This is a genomic window from Acinetobacter sp. YH12208 (assembly GCF_013418055.1).
Lineage (GTDB): Bacteria > Pseudomonadota > Gammaproteobacteria > Pseudomonadales > Moraxellaceae > Acinetobacter > Acinetobacter pseudolwoffii.
On record NZ_VPCT01000006.1, the window covers coordinates 114,169 to 130,434 of the forward strand.

20 protein-coding genes are annotated in these 16,266 nt (G+C 45.1%); 3 read left to right on the forward strand and 17 right to left on the reverse strand.

The annotated features are described in order from the left end of the window. Positions 1 to 64: 64 nt before the first annotated feature. The 6 genes from msrA to FTU95_RS07935 all read right to left on the reverse strand — a co-directional run bounded on the left by msrA (position 65) and on the right by FTU95_RS07935 (position 4,556). Positions 65 to 589, reverse strand: coding sequence for a peptide-methionine (S)-S-oxide reductase MsrA (gene msrA, locus FTU95_RS07910; RefSeq protein WP_005095533.1), 525 nt, complete (start codon positions 587 to 589; stop codon positions 65 to 67). Positions 590 to 691: 102 nt separating this feature from the next. Next, complete coding sequence (locus FTU95_RS07915; protein ID WP_180071914.1) at positions 692 to 1,153, reverse strand: META domain-containing protein; 462 nt, start codon at positions 1,151 to 1,153, stop codon at positions 692 to 694. A gap of 101 nt (positions 1,154 to 1,254) precedes the next feature. After that, positions 1,255 to 2,301, reverse strand: coding sequence for a DUF4105 domain-containing protein (locus FTU95_RS07920; protein WP_005095536.1), 1,047 nt, complete (start codon positions 2,299 to 2,301; stop codon positions 1,255 to 1,257). A 26-nt stretch (positions 2,302 to 2,327) separates the two neighbouring features. Beyond that, a complete protein-coding gene (locus FTU95_RS07925; protein ID WP_180078114.1) occupies positions 2,328 to 2,840 on the reverse strand; it encodes a dihydrofolate reductase in 513 nt (170 codons plus the stop codon). Positions 2,841 to 3,039: 199 nt separating this feature from the next. Further along, positions 3,040 to 3,882, reverse strand: coding sequence for a thymidylate synthase (thyA, locus tag FTU95_RS07930; protein ID WP_004278429.1), 843 nt, complete (start codon positions 3,880 to 3,882; stop codon positions 3,040 to 3,042). Between the two features lie 182 nt (positions 3,883 to 4,064). Then, a complete protein-coding gene (locus FTU95_RS07935) occupies positions 4,065 to 4,556 on the reverse strand; it encodes a lipocalin family protein (RefSeq protein ID WP_180078116.1) in 492 nt (163 codons plus the stop codon). A 421-nt stretch (positions 4,557 to 4,977) separates the two neighbouring features. Here FTU95_RS07935 and FTU95_RS07940 point away from each other — a divergent pair, with 421 nt between their 5' ends. Beyond that, positions 4,978 to 5,493 carry a hypothetical protein gene (locus tag FTU95_RS07940; protein WP_005107935.1) on the forward strand — a complete coding sequence of 172 codons (516 nt, stop codon included), beginning with the start codon at positions 4,978 to 4,980 and terminating at the stop codon, positions 5,491 to 5,493. Positions 5,494 to 5,511: 18 nt separating this feature from the next. Here FTU95_RS07940 and FTU95_RS07945 read toward each other — a convergent pair whose 3' ends face one another. From FTU95_RS07945 to lgt, 3 genes are all read right to left on the reverse strand, one after another. Beyond that, the gene (locus FTU95_RS07945; protein WP_180078118.1) at positions 5,512 to 5,898 is read right to left on the reverse strand and encodes a hypothetical protein; all 387 of its coding nucleotides are present in this window, start codon (positions 5,896 to 5,898) and stop codon (positions 5,512 to 5,514) included. After that, positions 5,891 to 6,283: a hypothetical protein gene (locus FTU95_RS07950; RefSeq protein WP_180078120.1), complete on the reverse strand. Its 393-nt coding sequence runs from the start codon at positions 6,281 to 6,283 to the stop codon at positions 5,891 to 5,893. The genes FTU95_RS07945 and FTU95_RS07950 overlap by 8 nt, the downstream gene beginning before the upstream one ends. A gap of 96 nt (positions 6,284 to 6,379) precedes the next feature. Continuing rightward, positions 6,380 to 7,186 (reverse strand): prolipoprotein diacylglyceryl transferase, encoded by an 807-nt coding sequence (gene lgt, locus FTU95_RS07955; protein ID WP_180078122.1) that lies wholly within the window; start codon positions 7,184 to 7,186, stop codon positions 6,380 to 6,382. A 93-nt stretch (positions 7,187 to 7,279) separates the two neighbouring features. Here lgt and FTU95_RS07960 point away from each other — a divergent pair, with 93 nt between their 5' ends. After that, entirely contained in the window at positions 7,280 to 8,059 is a 780-nt protein-coding gene (locus FTU95_RS07960) for an NRDE family protein (RefSeq protein WP_180078125.1), read from the forward strand. Positions 8,060 to 8,113: 54 nt separating this feature from the next. Here FTU95_RS07960 and FTU95_RS07965 read toward each other — a convergent pair whose 3' ends face one another. The 4 genes from FTU95_RS07965 to tatA form a co-directional block, all read right to left on the reverse strand. Further along, complete coding sequence (locus FTU95_RS07965; protein ID WP_180078127.1) at positions 8,114 to 10,366, reverse strand: PhoX family phosphatase; 2,253 nt, start codon at positions 10,364 to 10,366, stop codon at positions 8,114 to 8,116. A 194-nt stretch (positions 10,367 to 10,560) separates the two neighbouring features. Beyond that, entirely contained in the window at positions 10,561 to 11,337 is a 777-nt protein-coding gene (gene tatC, locus FTU95_RS07970) for a twin-arginine translocase subunit TatC (protein WP_100355647.1), read from the reverse strand. Continuing rightward, complete coding sequence (gene tatB / locus FTU95_RS07975; protein WP_100355648.1) at positions 11,334 to 11,756, reverse strand: Sec-independent protein translocase protein TatB; 423 nt, start codon at positions 11,754 to 11,756, stop codon at positions 11,334 to 11,336. Before tatB ends, tatC begins: the two co-directional genes overlap by 4 nt. A 9-nt stretch (positions 11,757 to 11,765) precedes the next feature. Next, positions 11,766 to 11,984 carry a Sec-independent protein translocase subunit TatA gene (gene tatA / locus FTU95_RS07980; RefSeq protein WP_100355649.1) on the reverse strand — a complete coding sequence of 73 codons (219 nt, stop codon included), beginning with the start codon at positions 11,982 to 11,984 and terminating at the stop codon, positions 11,766 to 11,768. A gap of 185 nt (positions 11,985 to 12,169) precedes the next feature. Here tatA and FTU95_RS07985 point away from each other — a divergent pair, with 185 nt between their 5' ends. After that, positions 12,170 to 13,051, forward strand: coding sequence for a hypothetical protein (locus tag FTU95_RS07985; protein ID WP_005172765.1), 882 nt, complete (start codon positions 12,170 to 12,172; stop codon positions 13,049 to 13,051). A gap of 130 nt (positions 13,052 to 13,181) precedes the next feature. On the opposite strand, the gene rdgB is transcribed toward FTU95_RS07985, so the two are convergent. The 4 genes from rdgB to FTU95_RS08005 all read right to left on the reverse strand — a co-directional run bounded on the left by rdgB (position 13,182) and on the right by FTU95_RS08005 (position 16,251). After that, the gene (gene rdgB / locus FTU95_RS07990) at positions 13,182 to 13,808 is read right to left on the reverse strand and encodes an RdgB/HAM1 family non-canonical purine NTP pyrophosphatase (protein ID WP_074383999.1); all 627 of its coding nucleotides are present in this window, start codon (positions 13,806 to 13,808) and stop codon (positions 13,182 to 13,184) included. A 102-nt stretch (positions 13,809 to 13,910) separates the two neighbouring features. Further along, positions 13,911 to 14,501, reverse strand: coding sequence for a tetratricopeptide repeat protein (locus FTU95_RS07995; protein ID WP_005095562.1), 591 nt, complete (start codon positions 14,499 to 14,501; stop codon positions 13,911 to 13,913). Beyond that, complete coding sequence (gene metW, locus FTU95_RS08000; protein WP_005095565.1) at positions 14,498 to 15,091, reverse strand: methionine biosynthesis protein MetW; 594 nt, start codon at positions 15,089 to 15,091, stop codon at positions 14,498 to 14,500. The genes FTU95_RS07995 and metW overlap by 4 nt, the downstream gene beginning before the upstream one ends. After that, positions 15,091 to 16,251: a homoserine O-acetyltransferase gene (locus tag FTU95_RS08005; protein WP_005095567.1), complete on the reverse strand. Its 1,161-nt coding sequence runs from the start codon at positions 16,249 to 16,251 to the stop codon at positions 15,091 to 15,093. Before FTU95_RS08005 ends, metW begins: the two co-directional genes overlap by 1 nt. Positions 16,252 to 16,266: the final 15 nt, after the last annotated feature.

Consider the following 16,266-nt stretch of genomic DNA (forward strand, 5'->3'; position numbering starts at 1 on the left):
ATTCAGCTAACAAAAAAAAGCGACTGATTTCAGTCGCTTTTTTTATCCCCATTTTTTATGCAAATTAATGGGTTTTTAACAAAGTCATAAATTTACTGCGTAATTTATTCAGTTTTGGCGGAATGGCAAAATTGCAGTAACCTTGGTTTGGGTTTTTCGCAAAGAAATTTTGGTGATATTCCTCAGCAGGATAGAAGGTCGGCATCGGGCTGAGTTCAGTCACAATATTCAGGCCTTCATTTTTTAAAGCATCCATGGCTGCTTCTGCCTGAGTTTTTTGTTCAGCATTCAGATAATAAATCACGGAACGATATTGGGTGCCGACGTCATTGCCCTGACGGTTCAAAGTGGTTGGATCATGCGTCGCAAAAAACACCTCAAGGAGCTGGGCATAGCTGATCTGGTTTTCGTCGAAATCAACCAGAATAACTTCAGCATGGCCGGTTTCACCGCCGCACACGGCCTCATAATTTGGCTCAGGGGTATGACCGCCGGCATAGCCACTCAGGACTTGCTGAACGCCCTGAATTTGTAAAAATACCGCTTCGGTACACCAAAAGCATCCACCACCAAAAAGTGCTTGTTGCATGGCTGATTCCTCATTCGATTGAACTGGGCTGATGGTTGAATCCTGGCCCATCAGTATGAAAGATAAAAAAGCCCGCCAATACAGGCTTTTTGTAGGGAAGTCTTAACGTGGCTGAACTGCACTTTCCAGCTGAATTAACACATTACCATGACGATCCAATAGTTTTAGGGTTTTACCAAATACCTGATAATGCGTCACCTTGGCTAAAGCTTCATTAAATTTCTGATCAAGCTGATCATTATGCATACAGGCCATGCGTGTTGTTGCCATCTGGCTTAAATGCAGGCTGTCTTTGCCTGCGGTATAGCTGCCCATAACCCGGTTACAGCCATCTGAACCGGAAACACGCTGGGTACTGGCATCAAATTGCAGACTTGGAAGATGAGGTGCAGTAGCTGCGGTCTTGATTTCAGTATTGCCAATCTGTGTGGCAATCCAGGTACGATTTTGCAAAAGTTGTAAATGATTCGTGGTTTGTGTGGTGGCGGTATTCGGTACGGTTTCGCAGCCCATTACAGCCAATACTGAACCCAATAGGGCGATTGCAGTTAATTTTTTTAGCATGAAAGATACTCTGATTATTGACTAGCTATTTGTATATAAACAAAAAAATGATCCGGGTTCCAGTCGGTTTTGTATCTTTATTTACAGTAATAAAACGCCAGTTAATGCGTCTGAGGTGCAGGCAGGCCTTGACGAAGTCGCTGCGAATATTCCTGGCTGGACAGATCGGCGCTCTGTTTGACTCGTGGATTCACATGCGCCCGTTGGTACCAGGTGTGCATATCCCAGGATTGATCCAGCACTTTCAGATCATAGAGATAATTCGGTAAATAGCCGGACGCTAACAGTCGATAATCTGAAGGCAATTGTTGTTGCGATACTGCCTGAACCATATCAAAGACCAGAGTGGTGCAATTACTGGTCAGGGTGTTATACCACTTGGGTTCTCTGGCCAATTCATCGGCCTGGGCCAGATATTCTTTGAATAAGGCTTTGGCCTGAGCTTGTGGCATATTTACCGGAAAGAAATACACCTGCTCCCCGCGAATATTACTACGTGTATACACAATATCTTTTTCGTCCGATGCCACCAGACTCAATTCATATTTACGGAAAAACCCACCAATTGCAGAAAACTCTTCATGTTTTTCCTTGCGGATTTCAATCGAGAAAGTGAGAGGTTTTTGATTGGCAAAATCGAAGCTGACCAACGTGTGGGCAATTTTCGGACCCATCCAGTAGGAGGTAATGATATTCACCCCGCTAATCTGGTTCAGGTCAAAACTGCGGCTTTCCCAACGTTCGATATAACGACCATCAGCTTGCCAGTCAAAGTTCCGGATATTGTGCAGGGTGACCTGATCGCCTTGTTGTTCATAGTGCAACAACTGAGCCACTTCAGGATTCCACTCCCGATCCTGACGCGCTTGCAGACTAAAATAGCCCAGCAGACAAAACAGAAAGACCAGAAGATATAGAATGCTATCGACTTTACGCGAGATCAGGTGCCGGGTGAAGTAGATCCCGAGTACCAGCAGGGAAAACGTTAACCAAACACCAATCAGGATCAAGCTGCCAATCTTGCCGAGAGGTTGCTGAACCCAGAGCATCAGGCTGAGCCACAGACTCGACAGAATGACAAAGAGGGTAAACAGGCTACCCAGCAGCCACAGACTCCAGTGCTTGGAAATATATTCGCGTCCCTGCATAGTCACTTTTTCATGAGAAATAGGCTTTATTTTCTGTAGGTTGCAAACTCAAAAGCAATCCCGGTTTTGTCGTCAATATGTTGCTCGGTCGCGACTTTTTTGAATTCTGCCGGAATTTCAGGATAATAGGCATCGCCCTGTACATCCAGTTCGACATGGGTCAGTTCCAGACGGTCTGTAATATTCATGGTCTGTTTAAAGATTTCACCGCCACCAATGATGAAAATGGTTTCGGGTTTTTCTGAAGCCTTCACATCTGTCAGGGCCTGACTCAACGCATCTTCAATGCTATAAGCGACTTTGGTGCCTGCAAATGCCCAGTCTGGATCACGGGTAATCACCCAGTTCACCCGTTTAGGCAGAGTACGTCCCATTGATTCTAGTGTCTTGCGACCCATCACCACCACACCACCTTGGGTGATTTCCTTGAAGTGCTTCAGATCGGCAGAGATATGCCAAGGTAGATCATTGCCCTTGCCGATACAACGCTGCTGATCCATGGCGACGACGTGTACAACTTCTAAATCTTGAAATGACATGTATTGATCCTTCTCATCAAACCCAAAGCCCTTCGTGTAATTTTTTACTGGTACGAAGGAGAGGTTAACAATTTATCTTGATTGCCTTCACGCTTTAGGGCCGGGAATATATTTTGAAAGGAGTGGGCGATTCACGCGTGGTAAAAGGCCTCTCCCTAGCCCTCTCCTAGGAGGAGAGGGAACTTTATAATAAAGAAAATTAAACAGCGACAGGGGCTTTAATTCCTGGATGAGATTCATAACCGACAATTTCGATATCTTCAAATTTGAAATCGAACAGGTCTTTGATCTCAGGATTTAGTTTTAATTGACAAAGGCCTAATGGCTCACGGCTGAGCTGTAACTGTGCTTGTTCAAAATGGTTGCTGTACAAATGGGTGTCGCCGCCAGTCCAGACAAAATCACCAACTTCCAGATCACAGACTTGCGCAATCATATGCGTCAACAAAGCATAGCTGGCAATATTAAATGGTACACCCAAAAATACATCGGCACTGCGCTGATACAACTGACAAGATAATTTGCCATTATGTACAAAGAACTGGAACAGGGTATGGCAAGGTGGTAATGCGACCTGACCTGCCTCATTCGGGTTCCAGCCCGATACAATCAGACGGCGCGAATTTGGATTGGTTTTAATTTCATTGATCAACCATTTGATCTGGTCAAAACCGTCCTGATTATAACTATTGTCTGCATTTTTGCTGGCCCCAAAATTACGCCATTGGTGGCCGTAAACTGGACCCAGTTCGCCTTCAGGACGGCCAAAACGCGCAGTCTGTTCTGCGGTTGCCCATTCGTCCCAAATCGAGACTTTATTGTCTTTTAAATATTGAACATTGGTATCGCCTTTCAGGAACCACAACAGTTCGATCACGATAGAGCGGAAATGAACTTTTTTGGTGGTCAGTAAAGGAAAACCTTGCGAAAGATCAAAGCGCATTTGATGACCAAATACCGAACGTGTACCTGTACCGGTACGGTCGCCTTTATCGCCGCCGTTGTCGAGGATATGTTGTAAAAGGTCAAGATATTGGCGCATAGTTCTCTCTATTTGAATCTGTTAAAAATCGCCGTTTTAACAGCAAAATGGATTATTTTGTAATCAATTTTCTGTCGAAAGGGACAATTTAAATTGCGCACATCATAGCATTTTTTGATGAGCTTTCATCGTCCAAATTGAGAATAAAAAAGACCTCCTGATGGAGGTCTTTTGATTGCAATTTAAGCGGTTTTGTGGCCAGTATGCGCTGTATGAATCAGATCAGACAGATCATAACCCAAGGATTCTGCATAACTTAAATATTCGCGTTGAGTCGCTTCGTCCAGACTGGTACCGCGATGCAGTAGCCATAAATATTCTTTATTCGGTTCGCCTACAAGCGCGGTCTGATAATCTGGATCGATTTTTAATACCCAGTAATCACCCTTGGTGAACGGAATCCAACGCAGGCCTTCAGGTAAAAAGCTGACTTCAAGCTTGGCCTGTTCTGCATCGACAATGGTTGCTTCAGCAATGGCTTCATCCAGCTTGCCATCGCCATCCAGACAGCGGTTCTGAACCCGAACTTTACCATTTTCATTCAAGCTATATACCGCAGAAATATCGGTGCTGTCTTCAGGTTGATGCTTCATCGGCAAACGTGCAATTTCATACCAGGTCCCTAAATATTGTTCTAAATTAAAATTTGAAACGGTACTTAAAGTCTGACTCATTTTTCTTCTCCGTTTAGTTCAATATTTAAAAATGCCGCATCAGTATTTAAAAATGCCGCATCAGTGTAATACAGGATGCAGAGCTCAAAATGATGTAATCATGTAGTGAAATGTTGCCTTAAAATGGCCGAGCTACAGATTAAATCCCTAGGGTTTGAGGAGAAGAAAATAACGGCTCATTTTGTGTATTTCCGGCTGAAAACGCTTTGCAAGGCGTTGGAGTTGGCTTTACTTTACATTTTTTTTGCAAAGATGATGGGTTTTGTAACTGTATTAGAAAGAATGGCTTAATTTGAATGCCGGAAAAATAGACAAATTTATTTACATTTTTAATGTGAAAAATAACATTTAAGCGACTAGTATTCTCGGCTTGTTAACAATATGAAAGCCTAAATTATAGGTGAGGAGCGGTTGGTAAGGCATGATCTATGATCATCAAGTAAACATGAGCGAAGTATATGCTCCTGTCCAAGCGAATATCATGGTGCGTTCCCAATCGGAGCAAAGACCTAAAAAGTCATCCCAAAAAGCCACTGTCCGTAACGCTTCAGGCGTAAGCAATGGCCATCGTATCAATATCGAGAAATTTACCAGTTATCTGCAAGGCATTACCCGAAATACCAGTACACAGAAATGTGCGCGCAGTATTCGTGTCGGTCTGCAATCTTCTGGTGCGAAAATTGTGAATCATCCGGTCGCAGCGGCAGATTGGGGAAGTACCCTGATGCAGCTGGGTTATAAGAAAATTAATGCTTCTTTTGATCGGCCGAAAAAAGGTGATATCTATATTATTGACCGTACTCAGGGACATAAATATGGACATATCGCGGCTTATTCAGGTAGTGCCTGGGTATCGGATTTTAAACAGCGAGATCATGCAGTTTATCGCAATAAAAACGTGACTTATAGTTACTATCGTCTGGAAACTTACTTCTAAGAAAATACTGCGAAGTGATCAGTCCTCAAAACGCTTCGCACGGCTTTCATAGATTGAAACGATAAAAAATCCAATCGCGGCAAAGCCAAGACATTGCAGACCCAAGGCAAATTTGCCCCATTGCTGGTGCTGTTCTGGCAAATAGCCAAACAGGGTAATTAAGGCAATGATGGGAACCACCCGGCTCAAGGCGCTAAAGCCATTTGCATAGGGATTGGATTTCGAAATTTTCAGGCGGGAATGGTGCAGTAAATGCACGACAATTCCAATCGCTAAACTCACCCCTACAAATACCGGATCTAACTGGGCCACAGTCGATGCTGCATAAATCAAAATACAGGTCGCAATAATGACCATCAGCTTGATTTGACGGCTACAGCGTTCGGAATACCAAAATTCAAGCATGTGGTGGCTCTGGATCCTGAGAGTTCTGATTGAGCAGCGACAATGGTGAAAACAGGCAAATTGCCAGAGCCATAAAGGCAATGCCTTGTGCGCCTGGAATCAGGATTTCACCCTGTTGCATATTCATAAAAACTAAAGCAATCAATAAGGCAATTGGAATCCAGGTCAGTAATCTATACAGCAAACCGGTCGGGTTTTTGTTGGCAAAGTGGATTTTGCAGTAACGGCAGATCAGAAAAATGATACCGGTACCGACAAACATCAAAATCGAATCTAAGGGCAGTGGTTCCATCCAGTACAAGCCTGCAGCTGTCGCTGCAATCATAATAAAGATCAACAACTTTTTGAGAACAGATACCTGCGGATTAAACCAGAACTCAAGCATAATGATGAAAGAATAGAAGAGATAATCGGCACTTTAGCATATTTTGGATATAAAAAAGCGAGGCCTTTGCCTCGCTAAATTAAGCTTTTTTCTTAGCTATTTTTTTTGTGGACCCCAGTCATAAATTTTCTTCTGGTAGGCATACCACATCATCCACAAGCCAATCAGGATCATTGGCAGGCTCAGGAATTGTCCTTTGCTCATCCAGCCAATAAACAGCTGACCATTGTCCGGCTCACGGAAGAATTCAACCACAAAACGTGCCAGGCCATAACCGATAAGGAACAGCGCAGAAACTGCCATACGTGGACGAGGCTTGGAACTGAACCACCATAAGACAATAAACAGGATCAGGCCTTCACACAGCGCCTGATAGAGTTGAGATGGATGACGCACCAGTTGCAGGGGATCGGTCGGAAAGATCATGCCCCAGGCAAAGTTTGGGTCGGTGACCTGACGGCCATACAGTTCGCCACCAATAAAGTTACCAATTCGGCCAAACATCAAGCCTGTCGGTACGCAAGGTGCGATAAAATCCAGAGTCTGGAACCAGGTCATCTTATATTTCTTACACCACCACAACATGGCCAGAATGACCCCGAGGAAACCTCCGTGGAAACTCATACCGCCGGTCCAGATCTGGAACAGCCATAAAGGATCGGCCAGGAACTGGGAAAAACCGTAGAAGAAGACATAACCGACACGGCCACCAATGATCACACCGAGTGCACCGAAGAAAATCAGGTCAGACACCATATCCGGTGTCCAGCCACGTTGTTTGGCGCGAAACGTCGCCAATCCCCAGGCAAATAAAAATGCCAGTAAGTACATCAGTCCATACCAGTGGACTTGTAAGGGCCCGAGCGAAATCGCGACGGGATCAATATTGGGATAGGTGAGCATTCCTGTTCCTTGTGATTCTGTTTTGCACAGATTTTAGCTTAAAGCAAAGAAAAATGTTGTACATTCAATGTGTAAAGATCGAGAGCGTAAATTATGTGTATCGTGGCATTGGCTTGGAAGGTTCTGGATCAGAGCCCATTATGTCTGATTTCAAATCGGGATGAGTTCTATCAGCGTCCTACGCAGGAGCTACACGAATGGGAGAATAGTCCGATAATTGCCGGGCAGGATCTACAGTCGGGTGGTACCTGGATGGGTATTACAGCTTCCGGTCGTTGGGCGGTGATTACCAATTTTCGTGATGGACAGGACAAAGGGCATTATCCGACTTCACGTGGACATATCATCCAGAACTTTTTAGATTCTGACTTAACACCGATCCGATTTGCCCAAGATCTGGAACAACGCCAGTGTGACTATGCTGGTTTTAACCTGTTTATCGGCGATCAAGAGCAGGCCGTATATATGAGCAATCGCGGTGAAGAACCACAAGTACTTGCGCATGGCGTATATGTGGTTTCGAATGGCCTGATGAGCCAAGACTGGTACAAGACCCGACATTTACGTAAACGCTTTACCCAGGAATTTTTACCGATGCTGCAATACCAGGAGATCGCAGAAGCAGATTTGTGTCATGCAGTCTGGGATATTCTGGAAGATGAACGCAAGGTGATTCCTGAACTTCTGCCAGACACCGGCATCTCCGTGGAAATGGAACAACTGCTGTCTTCGACTTTTATTCAGAGTCCGGCCTATGGCACCCGCTGCTCAAATTTTTTGAGAATGCAGCAGGGACAATGGCACTGGATTGAGAAGTCACAACAAGGTGCGACCGCAGGTCAAACTATTGAGAAAATAATTAGCCTGAAATAATCACCGAATATAAAAAATGCCGACTAGACGTCGGCATTTTTGAATAACAGCTTTTTATACGGTCGCTTGTTCCAAAGCTTCACCCGCAATGGCACCGCCATCTTTACGGGTAATCACCACAGTCGCAGAGCGAGGCACTTTGCCTAAACGGCTATAACGCTCGCTTTGGTTGGCTGGCCATGCACCCCCTGGATGCTGAACGTTGACGAAAATCGCCTTGTAGTCCGGGGTAATGGTCACACCGGTAATTTCACAGCCTGATGGGCCGGTGAGGAAACGGCGAACCCGATCATTCTTCAGCTTGGCACCGACAAAGGTTGCTTGTCCTTCTGCCTTGGTGCTGGCAGCAAGCGCTTTGGTTCCATCACCGACTTTACCTGGCAGCGCTGCCAGCATCATGCAGTTGGTTTCATCGGTGTACTGACCATCATCGGTCTGAATCCACAGAATCCCGCGTGGATCGAACCACATGCCGTCCGGGCTGGAGAAGTCATTTAAATCATCCAGACCTGACAGGTTGATGTTAGAGGCAGCACGTGCTTCTGCACCGAACAGGAAAATATCCCAAGCAAAACTTGTCGCTGTCACTGTATTTTTAGCTTCACTAAAACGAATGATATGACCATTCATATTGCCTGAATTGCTAGCTGAAGAGCCTTTAAAGTCGATGTAGCTACGTGGGTTGGCAGCATCAGTTTCATATGCACGACCACGGTTGCTGTTGTTGGTTAAGGTTACATACACTTCGCCATTTTCCGGATTCACTGCAACCCATTCTGGACGGTCCATTTTGGTCGCACCAACATGGTCAGCAGCAAGACGGGCATTGATGACGATGTCATCTTGGCCTGCAAATGGATAGATTTCATTGGCCGCGGTTAAACCATTTTTGCCATGAGTCAGTTCTAGCCATTCACCTGTACCGTCATCATTGAATTTAGCGACATATAATGTGCCTTTATCCATGTATTTATCACCAGCGGTATAACCCCCATTGACATCTTTCGGATCCCAGACTGCATCAGAAACAAATTTATAGATATATTCGCCTGTTGCATCATCCCCCATATAGAAGGCTAATGGCTGACCCGGAATCGGATTACTACAGCGGCAGTCTTCATGGGCAAAGCGGCCCAATGCAGTACGTTTAACCGGACGTGTGTTCGCGCTAAATGGATCAATCTCGACAATGAATCCGCAGGTATTCATGACATTACGATAATCAGCTAAAGCACTGGCGCCTTTTACTGAAATATCCCAACGATCATACAGTCCTTTATCACCGGTTAATTCAGCAACCGGAGTATTCCAGCGGTATTGAGATGAACGGGCCTCACTACCGCCACGACCATAACGTGACAAGGCAATTTCTTCTTTTGCAATCGCGCGGGTGTCATTGGCTTGACGGGCAAAATAACCACTCCAGTTTTCTTCCGCGGTTAAGTAAGTGCCCCAAGGTGTATACCCATTACCACAGTTGGCAAAGGTGCCGCGCGTCAACGTTCCATCGGGTGAGAAAATCGTTTTCACCAAGTCAGAGCCGCGAGCGGGTCCATGAATTTCCATCTCGGTTGCTGCCGTGATACGACGGTTAAACTTAGAATTTAAGTTAATTTTAACCTCTTGTGTATTGGCATCTTTGCTAATCTCAATTACCGAAACCCCATGCGCATTCACTTCACGAAGGACCTGATCTTCTGGACGTACACCGTCGATCGTAATCGGGCCTTCTGGCGTATGGAGTTGAGCTTGTTGCAGGTATTCGTGATTTAAAACCAGTAAACCTTGGGTGGACTCTTTGGCCGCATAGTTTTTGTTGCTTGGATGCATACCGAAAAAGCTCATGCCGTCATGGTTATCGCCTGCACGGAACTGATAAGAAGCACCTGAAGCTAATGTTACATCTGTCTTTTCTGAATATGCAGGGTTAATTGGATCACCGACCGCATATAGCACTTTCAGTTCATAGCCTTCAGGCACGCTAAAGAAGTTTTGCGTATTTTTGCGAACCGGCTCAAAGGTCAATTTATTCGGGCGCGCTTTCAGGTCACTCCATGCATGTTGATCTGGGTTCGTGGTGTCTGGTGGTGTGGTGGGGTTAGTGTCAGGCGTGCCAGAATCATTATCATCATCTGAACAACCACTTACTGTTGCTGCAAAGGCTAAGGCCATTGCCCCACTGGTGGTTTTTGCAATAAAACTACGGCGACTGGTGTATTGATCCAGAATTGTTTGAAAGTGGCTATTGTTTGAATTATTACTGTCTTCAACCAGATCCTGGCAAGGTATCATGTCTTCGTTTTTCATTTTAAAGTCTCAAGTAAAAATAAGTGCTTGGTGGTGTAGAAGTTTTCAATACCTTAAGTCTGAGATGTGACACTAATCTTAAGGAAATGTGACATTAAGATTAAATAAATCAGTATTTTACTGATATTTTAAAAATAAAAAGACAGCCGGAGCTGCCTGAGTTAAAGCATGATTTTTGTTTTGGCTGATTGTTCTTATTGCGCTTTTAAACGCCGTTTTTCGATCAGTTTTCCGGCCAGCAAACCCAGTTCAAACAGCAACCACATCGGTACAGCCAACATGATCATCGACAGTGCATCTGGTGGTGTCACGAACATCGCGACAAAGAAACAGCCGACAATAATAAAGCGCCGTTTCTCCACCAGGGTTTGTGTTGAAACTGCCCCAATCAGGATTAAAACCAAGGTAATAATCGGGATTTCAAAGGTAAAACCAAAGACCAGAAACAGCTTTAAACAGAAGCTAAGATAACTGTTAATGTCGGTCATCGGTGCCACAGTTTCCGGCGAGACACTGATAAAAAAATGCAGGATCGAAGGTAAGGCCACAAAGTAGGCAAAGCTGATCCCGGTATAAAACAGCACAATACTGCCGATCAAAAGCGGCAGTGCCAGACTCTTTTCTTTGGCATATAACGCCGGTTTAACAAATGTCCAGAGCTGATACAGAATAAACGGCATTGTGATCATCAGCGCCACAAAGAAATTCAGCTTGAACGGAGCCATGAATGTTGCCGTCACATCCGTGGCAATCATGGTCGAGCTGGCAGGCAATTGTGCCCGTAAAGGTTCAGATAACCATTGATAGGTCTGATTGGCAAAGGGCAGCAAACAGAAAAACAGGCCAATCAGGACAGCAACCACTTTAAACAGATGTTTTCTTAACACCACCAAATGCTGGGTAATCGGCATCTCTTCAAGGTTCAGCGCTGCAGCATCATTTGAGGCAGGTGTGGTCGGTAAAGACGTCATACGGCCACCTTCATTTCTGTATAGCGTTGTTGGGAAATCACTGCTTGAGTTTGTGCAGGCTGAGGTAAATACACCGCTGATACGGGCTGTACCACAGGCTGATAGCGAAGCACGGGCTGGGCAGCCTGAGGCTTTATTTTTAATTCATCAGTTGCAATCGGCTGCTGCAAATCTGCCATTTGTGCCTGCATCTTGGCTTCCAGTTGCTGGATCCGCTGCATTTCGGCCTGCATCTGTTCTCGCAGTTCGGACAAGCGTAATTCACGATCCAGATCGTTCTGAACATTGCTGACCATGCGCTTGATCTTGCCATACCATGTTCCGACAAAACGGACTGCCTCAGGCAACTTGTCTGGCCCAAGCACCAGAAGTGCAATAATCCCGAAAATCAGCAGTTCGGTCATTCCGATATTGAGCATAGCGGACTCTTAACTCTTGATCGAGGTTTCAGGGGTTTTGACTTGTGCATCAATCGTTCGCGGTTCTTGCAGCTTGGCCATTTCTGCTTCTTCATCTTTGACTGATTTTTTAAAGTCTTTAATTGCACCGCCGACATCTTTACCCAGGTTTTTCAGCTTCGATGTACCAAACAATAAAATCACCACAATTGCAAAAATCAGCACATGCCAAATTGATAATCCTGCCATTATTTTATCCTCTATATTTCATGCCCCTATCTCAGCAGGCTTGTATGACAATGCAGTGACGCTTTAATGACAGTTTGCCGACACGGCAGCAGGGTAATGAGTAATTCATATGAAAAATCTATCATTAGATGAAAAGGATGCTGTGCTAGCATATAACCTGATATGGAAATCTCAGCAGCACTGTCATGGCCTTGATTCTTCCCCTGCTGTCTTTTTTGATTGGTTATTGGGGCGTGCAATATTTAAAGCCGGTTCGACCTGTCTTGGCGGCTTTATTGGCACGTGTCCTGATTCCTGTGCTGATTATTTACAATATGGTGTTTTATAAAGCGGGCAGTCTGTGGCTGATGGGCTTTAGTATTTTTAGTTCAATTGTGCTGTTTAGCCTGTTTTATTATTTTGCCAAAGATAAATTGCGTGCGCTGTGTTTTAGCTATTTGAATGGCGTATGGCTCGGTCTGCCATTTGCCTTAGCAGTGTTTGGCACTGACGCAATGTCGACCATGATTGCACTTTATATTGGTGGCTCATTATTTGGGAATGTCAGTGCTGTCATTGCCGTGAGCCAAACTCGCCAAGATTGGACATTTATTCTGAAAAATATCCTGCAATCGCCACCGGTGATCGCACTCAGTATTGCAGGGGTTTTATCATTTTGGGACTTTAGTCATTATGAGTTTCATCCCACCCTTCAATGGGCATATGCAGCCAATAAATTTTTAGTCACTTTTGCAGGAATGTGCATTTTGGGCATGTGGCTTCGTCATGTCCGTATTCAGCTGAGGGATTTAAAGCGCAGTCTGGTGCTGATCAGCGGGCGCTTTATTTTTGCATTAGGCTTGGCTGGTATTGCCTATATATTCTTGCCGATTCCACATCAGCTCCTGACTTATAGTGTAATGATGATGTATTTCTTATTGCCACCGGCAGCGAACATCGTGGCTTTAGAAACCCATTATCAGGGCACAGGGCATTCCGCTAAATATATTGCTTCGGGGACGATTGCGAGTGCAATTTTGATTGGGATCTATGGGCTGGTGTTGCATGCGGTGATGCCTACGCTATAAAGTTTCCTTTTTTGGAGAGAAGGCTAGAAAGAGTTATAAAGTCCCCCTTTGAAAAATGGGGATTTAGGGGGATTCATTAATGTTTAAATCTCTCCCAACCTCCCTTTGGAAAAGGGAGGGGTAAAACAAATTATTTCGCCAAACTGGCTTTAAACAGCTGCATGGCCTGACCACGATGACTGATTTTATTCTTTTCTTCTTTGCTCATTTCTGCACTGGAAATACCGAGTTCCGGCAACCAGAACAGCGGGTCATAACCGAAGCCATTTTCACCGCGTGCTGCTTCTAAAATTTCACCCGTCCAGATGCCCTGGAAAATTTGTGGCAGTGGATCTTCAGCATGTTGAACCAGTGCCAGTACACAGACAAACATGCCTTCAATCGCTTCGCTATCTTTACGCAATGGTTTAAGGTCTACTAGAAGTTTCTCATTATTGGCGGCATCATTGCCATGTTCACCGGCATAACGTGCTGAGTAGATCCCAGGAGCTCCGCCAAGAACTGGCACACAAATGCCTGAATCATCGGCAATCGCCGGTTTACCTGAGATTTTAGCCGCGTGGCGTGCCTTGATAATGGCATTTTCAACAAAGCTTAAGCCATCTTCGATGGCATCTTCGATATTCAGTTGACCTTGAGGAATCACATCTACCGGCAGTTGCAGTTCCGCAAACATTTTCTCAAACTCGGCAATTTTACCTTTGTTATTACTTGCCAATACCAGTGTGCCTTGGGATAACCAATCTGTAGAAGCCATGTGTCACTCATTCTCTAAATATCAATCGTGCTATTTTAACTGCCATTGCGGGTTTGTAGGCAATAAAAAAGCACCCGAAGGTGCTATTTATACCATTCAGCTTTATTGTGCCTGAATCCATCTGTCGGCACGGTCACGCGCCTGACGGATCTGTTCCTGGGTCAAGTTTGCCGCCAATGCTGTTTTCTTGCCTTCAGAAAGGGTAATCACTTTATTGTCGAGCATGCCATCACGGGTAGACAGTTCATACCACTGATAAGCACCCATGTAGTTTTTCTTTTTCTCTTCCATCATGGCCAGGTTAAAGCTGGCACGGTTATCACCACGGCTGGCTGCTTTTTCAAAATACTGACGTGCCAGCGCTTCATCTTTTCGGGTGCCCATGCCATCTGCCAGCATACGGCCGACATTTAACTGCGCCACAGCTAAACCTTGATCGGCAGCAGCTTTGTACCAGGCAAAGGCCTGTCGTTCATCTTTTTGAATGTCTTTGCCATACTGGTATTTGGTGGCCAGATAAAACTGTGCACCGGCCTGACCTGCTTTAGCTGCTTTGATCAGACTGTTGATATCCATTATTGAATACTGAGCCGCTTGACTGGCAACAGAAGGACTTGGAGCAACATAGTCTGCATGGGCTTGCATGCCAAAAAGTCCAGCCAGTAGCGTCGTACCTAATAATAATTTTTTCATAGCGCGCTCACTCGATAAATTGCGACTTCACCAAATAGATTAGGGAGATGTTTGCTGAGCAAACTATCTTCTTGATTCCCGTTCACAGCGAGTCGATTAATAATTTTGATGTTATTTTCCGCACAGAGTGCTTCAAAGTCACGGAATGTACATAAGTGGATATTCGGGGTGTTATACCACATATAAGGCAAGGCTTCAGAAACCGGCATTTTTCCTTTGATCGCCAAGAAAGAACGGGTCTTCCAGTGGGCAAAGTTTGGAAACGTAATAATGGCCTGTTTCCCTACACGCACCATATCACGCAATAATACGTCAGGTGCATCTACAGCCTGCAAAGCTTGTGCCATGACCACATTGTCAAAAGACTGGTCGGCAAAGCGGCTTAAACCGAGGTTTAAGTCTTGTTGGATGATATTTAACCCGCGACTGACCGCAATTGCAATCTTTTCCTGATCAATTTCTAATCCGTATGCACGAATATCGTGTTTTTTACTCATTTGTGCCAGCAGTTCACCATCGCCACAACCGAGGTCGAGTACGCTAGAACCGGGCTTAATCCACTTTTCAGCGAGTTGTTGATCGATACGCATTATACGGCCTCCTTCGGTGTGGCTTTCAGGTGTTCTTCACCACCCAGGAATGCACGCAAAGATTTTACATACAGGGGAATCGGGAACAGGAAGGAATCGTGACCCTGTTCGGCATCAATATCCAGATAGCTCACCGGTTTATGGTTGCTAATTAAGGCATCCACAATTTCCTGCGAGCGGGCAGGGGTAAAACGCCAGTCAGTGGTGAAGGACACCACCAAAAATTTGCACTGGGTATGGGCCATGGCTTTTTTCAGTGACTGCTCATATTCACGTGACGGATCAAAATAATCCAGTGCTTTGGTCATGATCAGATAGGTATTGGCATCAAAGTTACGGCTGAACTGTTCACCCTGATAACGCAAATAACTTTCGACCTGGAATTCGACATCAAAACCATACATAAATTTGCCAGATTTCAGATCACGGCCAAATTTCTGCTTCATGGCTTCTTCGGACAGGTAGGTAATATGACCGACCATACGTGCCAGAATTAGACCACGTTTGGGGTAGCTGTCATTTTCCAGATAACGGCCGTTGTGGAAGTCAGGATCAGACAAAATCGACTGACGTGCTACTTCATTAAAGGCAATATTCTGTGCTGAAAGTTTTGGCGCACTGGCAATAATCACACATTTTCTTAAACGGTTCGGGTAATCCACTGACCATTGCAGTGCCTGCATGCCACCGAGTGAACCACCAATGATGGCATCCCAAGTCTGAATGCCTAAACGATCGGACAATAAAGCCTGAGTTTTAACCCAGTCGCGGACCGTGACCAGCGGAAAATCTGGACCATAAGGACGGTTTTCATTTTCAGGATTTGGTGAGGTTGGACCGGTAGAACCGCTACAGCCCCCAATATTATTCAGTGATACCACAAAGAATTTTGCAGTATCAATGGCTTTGCCGGGACCAATACAGGCGTCCCACCAGCCAGCCTTTTTATCATCTTCATGATGATAACCTGCGGCATGATGATGACCAGAAAGGGCATGACAAATCAGAATGGCATTGGACTTGTCAGCATTTAAGGTACCGTAAGTTTCAACCATCAGTTCAAAACGGGGGAGGATGCGACCGCATTCAAGCTCTAACGGCTCTTCAAATTGGAACTTTTGTGGGACAACAATGCCCACTGAGTCAGCTGGAAAAGACACGGGGAGGATTCGCCT

What these genes read in the sequence shown, in the direction of transcription:
- msrA (WP_005095533.1), bottom strand. Translation starts at nt 589, where the DNA reads ATGCAACAAGCACTTTTTGGTGGTGGATGCTTTTGGTGTACCGAAGCG.
- FTU95_RS07920 (WP_005095536.1), bottom strand. Translation starts at nt 2,301, where the DNA reads ATGCAGGGACGCGAATATATTTCCAAGCACTGGAGTCTGTGGCTGCTG.
- FTU95_RS07940 (WP_005107935.1), top strand. Translation starts at nt 4,978, where the DNA reads ATGATCTATGATCATCAAGTAAACATGAGCGAAGTATATGCTCCTGTC.
- FTU95_RS07960 (WP_180078125.1), top strand. Translation starts at nt 7,280, where the DNA reads ATGTGTATCGTGGCATTGGCTTGGAAGGTTCTGGATCAGAGCCCATTA.
- tatC (WP_100355647.1), bottom strand. Translation starts at nt 11,337, where the DNA reads ATGACGTCTTTACCGACCACACCTGCCTCAAATGATGCTGCAGCGCTG.
- rdgB (WP_074383999.1), bottom strand. Translation starts at nt 13,808, where the DNA reads ATGGCTTCTACAGATTGGTTATCCCAAGGCACACTGGTATTGGCAAGT.
- tatA (WP_100355649.1), bottom strand. Translation starts at nt 11,984, where the DNA reads ATGGCAGGATTATCAATTTGGCATGTGCTGATTTTTGCAATTGTGGTG.
- FTU95_RS07950 (WP_180078120.1), bottom strand. Translation starts at nt 6,283, where the DNA reads ATGCTTGAGTTCTGGTTTAATCCGCAGGTATCTGTTCTCAAAAAGTTG.
- FTU95_RS07915 (WP_180071914.1), bottom strand. Translation starts at nt 1,153, where the DNA reads ATGCTAAAAAAATTAACTGCAATCGCCCTATTGGGTTCAGTATTGGCT.
- metW (WP_005095565.1), bottom strand. Translation starts at nt 15,091, where the DNA reads ATGCGTATCGATCAACAACTCGCTGAAAAGTGGATTAAGCCCGGTTCT.
- FTU95_RS07935 (WP_180078116.1), bottom strand. Translation starts at nt 4,556, where the DNA reads ATGAGTCAGACTTTAAGTACCGTTTCAAATTTTAATTTAGAACAATAT.
- FTU95_RS07945 (WP_180078118.1), bottom strand. Translation starts at nt 5,898, where the DNA reads ATGCTTGAATTTTGGTATTCCGAACGCTGTAGCCGTCAAATCAAGCTG.
- FTU95_RS07985 (WP_005172765.1), top strand. Translation starts at nt 12,170, where the DNA reads ATGGCCTTGATTCTTCCCCTGCTGTCTTTTTTGATTGGTTATTGGGGC.
- thyA (WP_004278429.1), bottom strand. Translation starts at nt 3,882, where the DNA reads ATGCGCCAATATCTTGACCTTTTACAACATATCCTCGACAACGGCGGC.
- FTU95_RS07925 (WP_180078114.1), bottom strand. Translation starts at nt 2,840, where the DNA reads ATGTCATTTCAAGATTTAGAAGTTGTACACGTCGTCGCCATGGATCAG.
- FTU95_RS07995 (WP_005095562.1), bottom strand. Translation starts at nt 14,501, where the DNA reads ATGAAAAAATTATTATTAGGTACGACGCTACTGGCTGGACTTTTTGGC.
- lgt (WP_180078122.1), bottom strand. Translation starts at nt 7,186, where the DNA reads ATGCTCACCTATCCCAATATTGATCCCGTCGCGATTTCGCTCGGGCCC.
- tatB (WP_100355648.1), bottom strand. Translation starts at nt 11,756, where the DNA reads ATGCTCAATATCGGAATGACCGAACTGCTGATTTTCGGGATTATTGCA.
- FTU95_RS07965 (WP_180078127.1), bottom strand. Translation starts at nt 10,366, where the DNA reads ATGAAAAACGAAGACATGATACCTTGCCAGGATCTGGTTGAAGACAGT.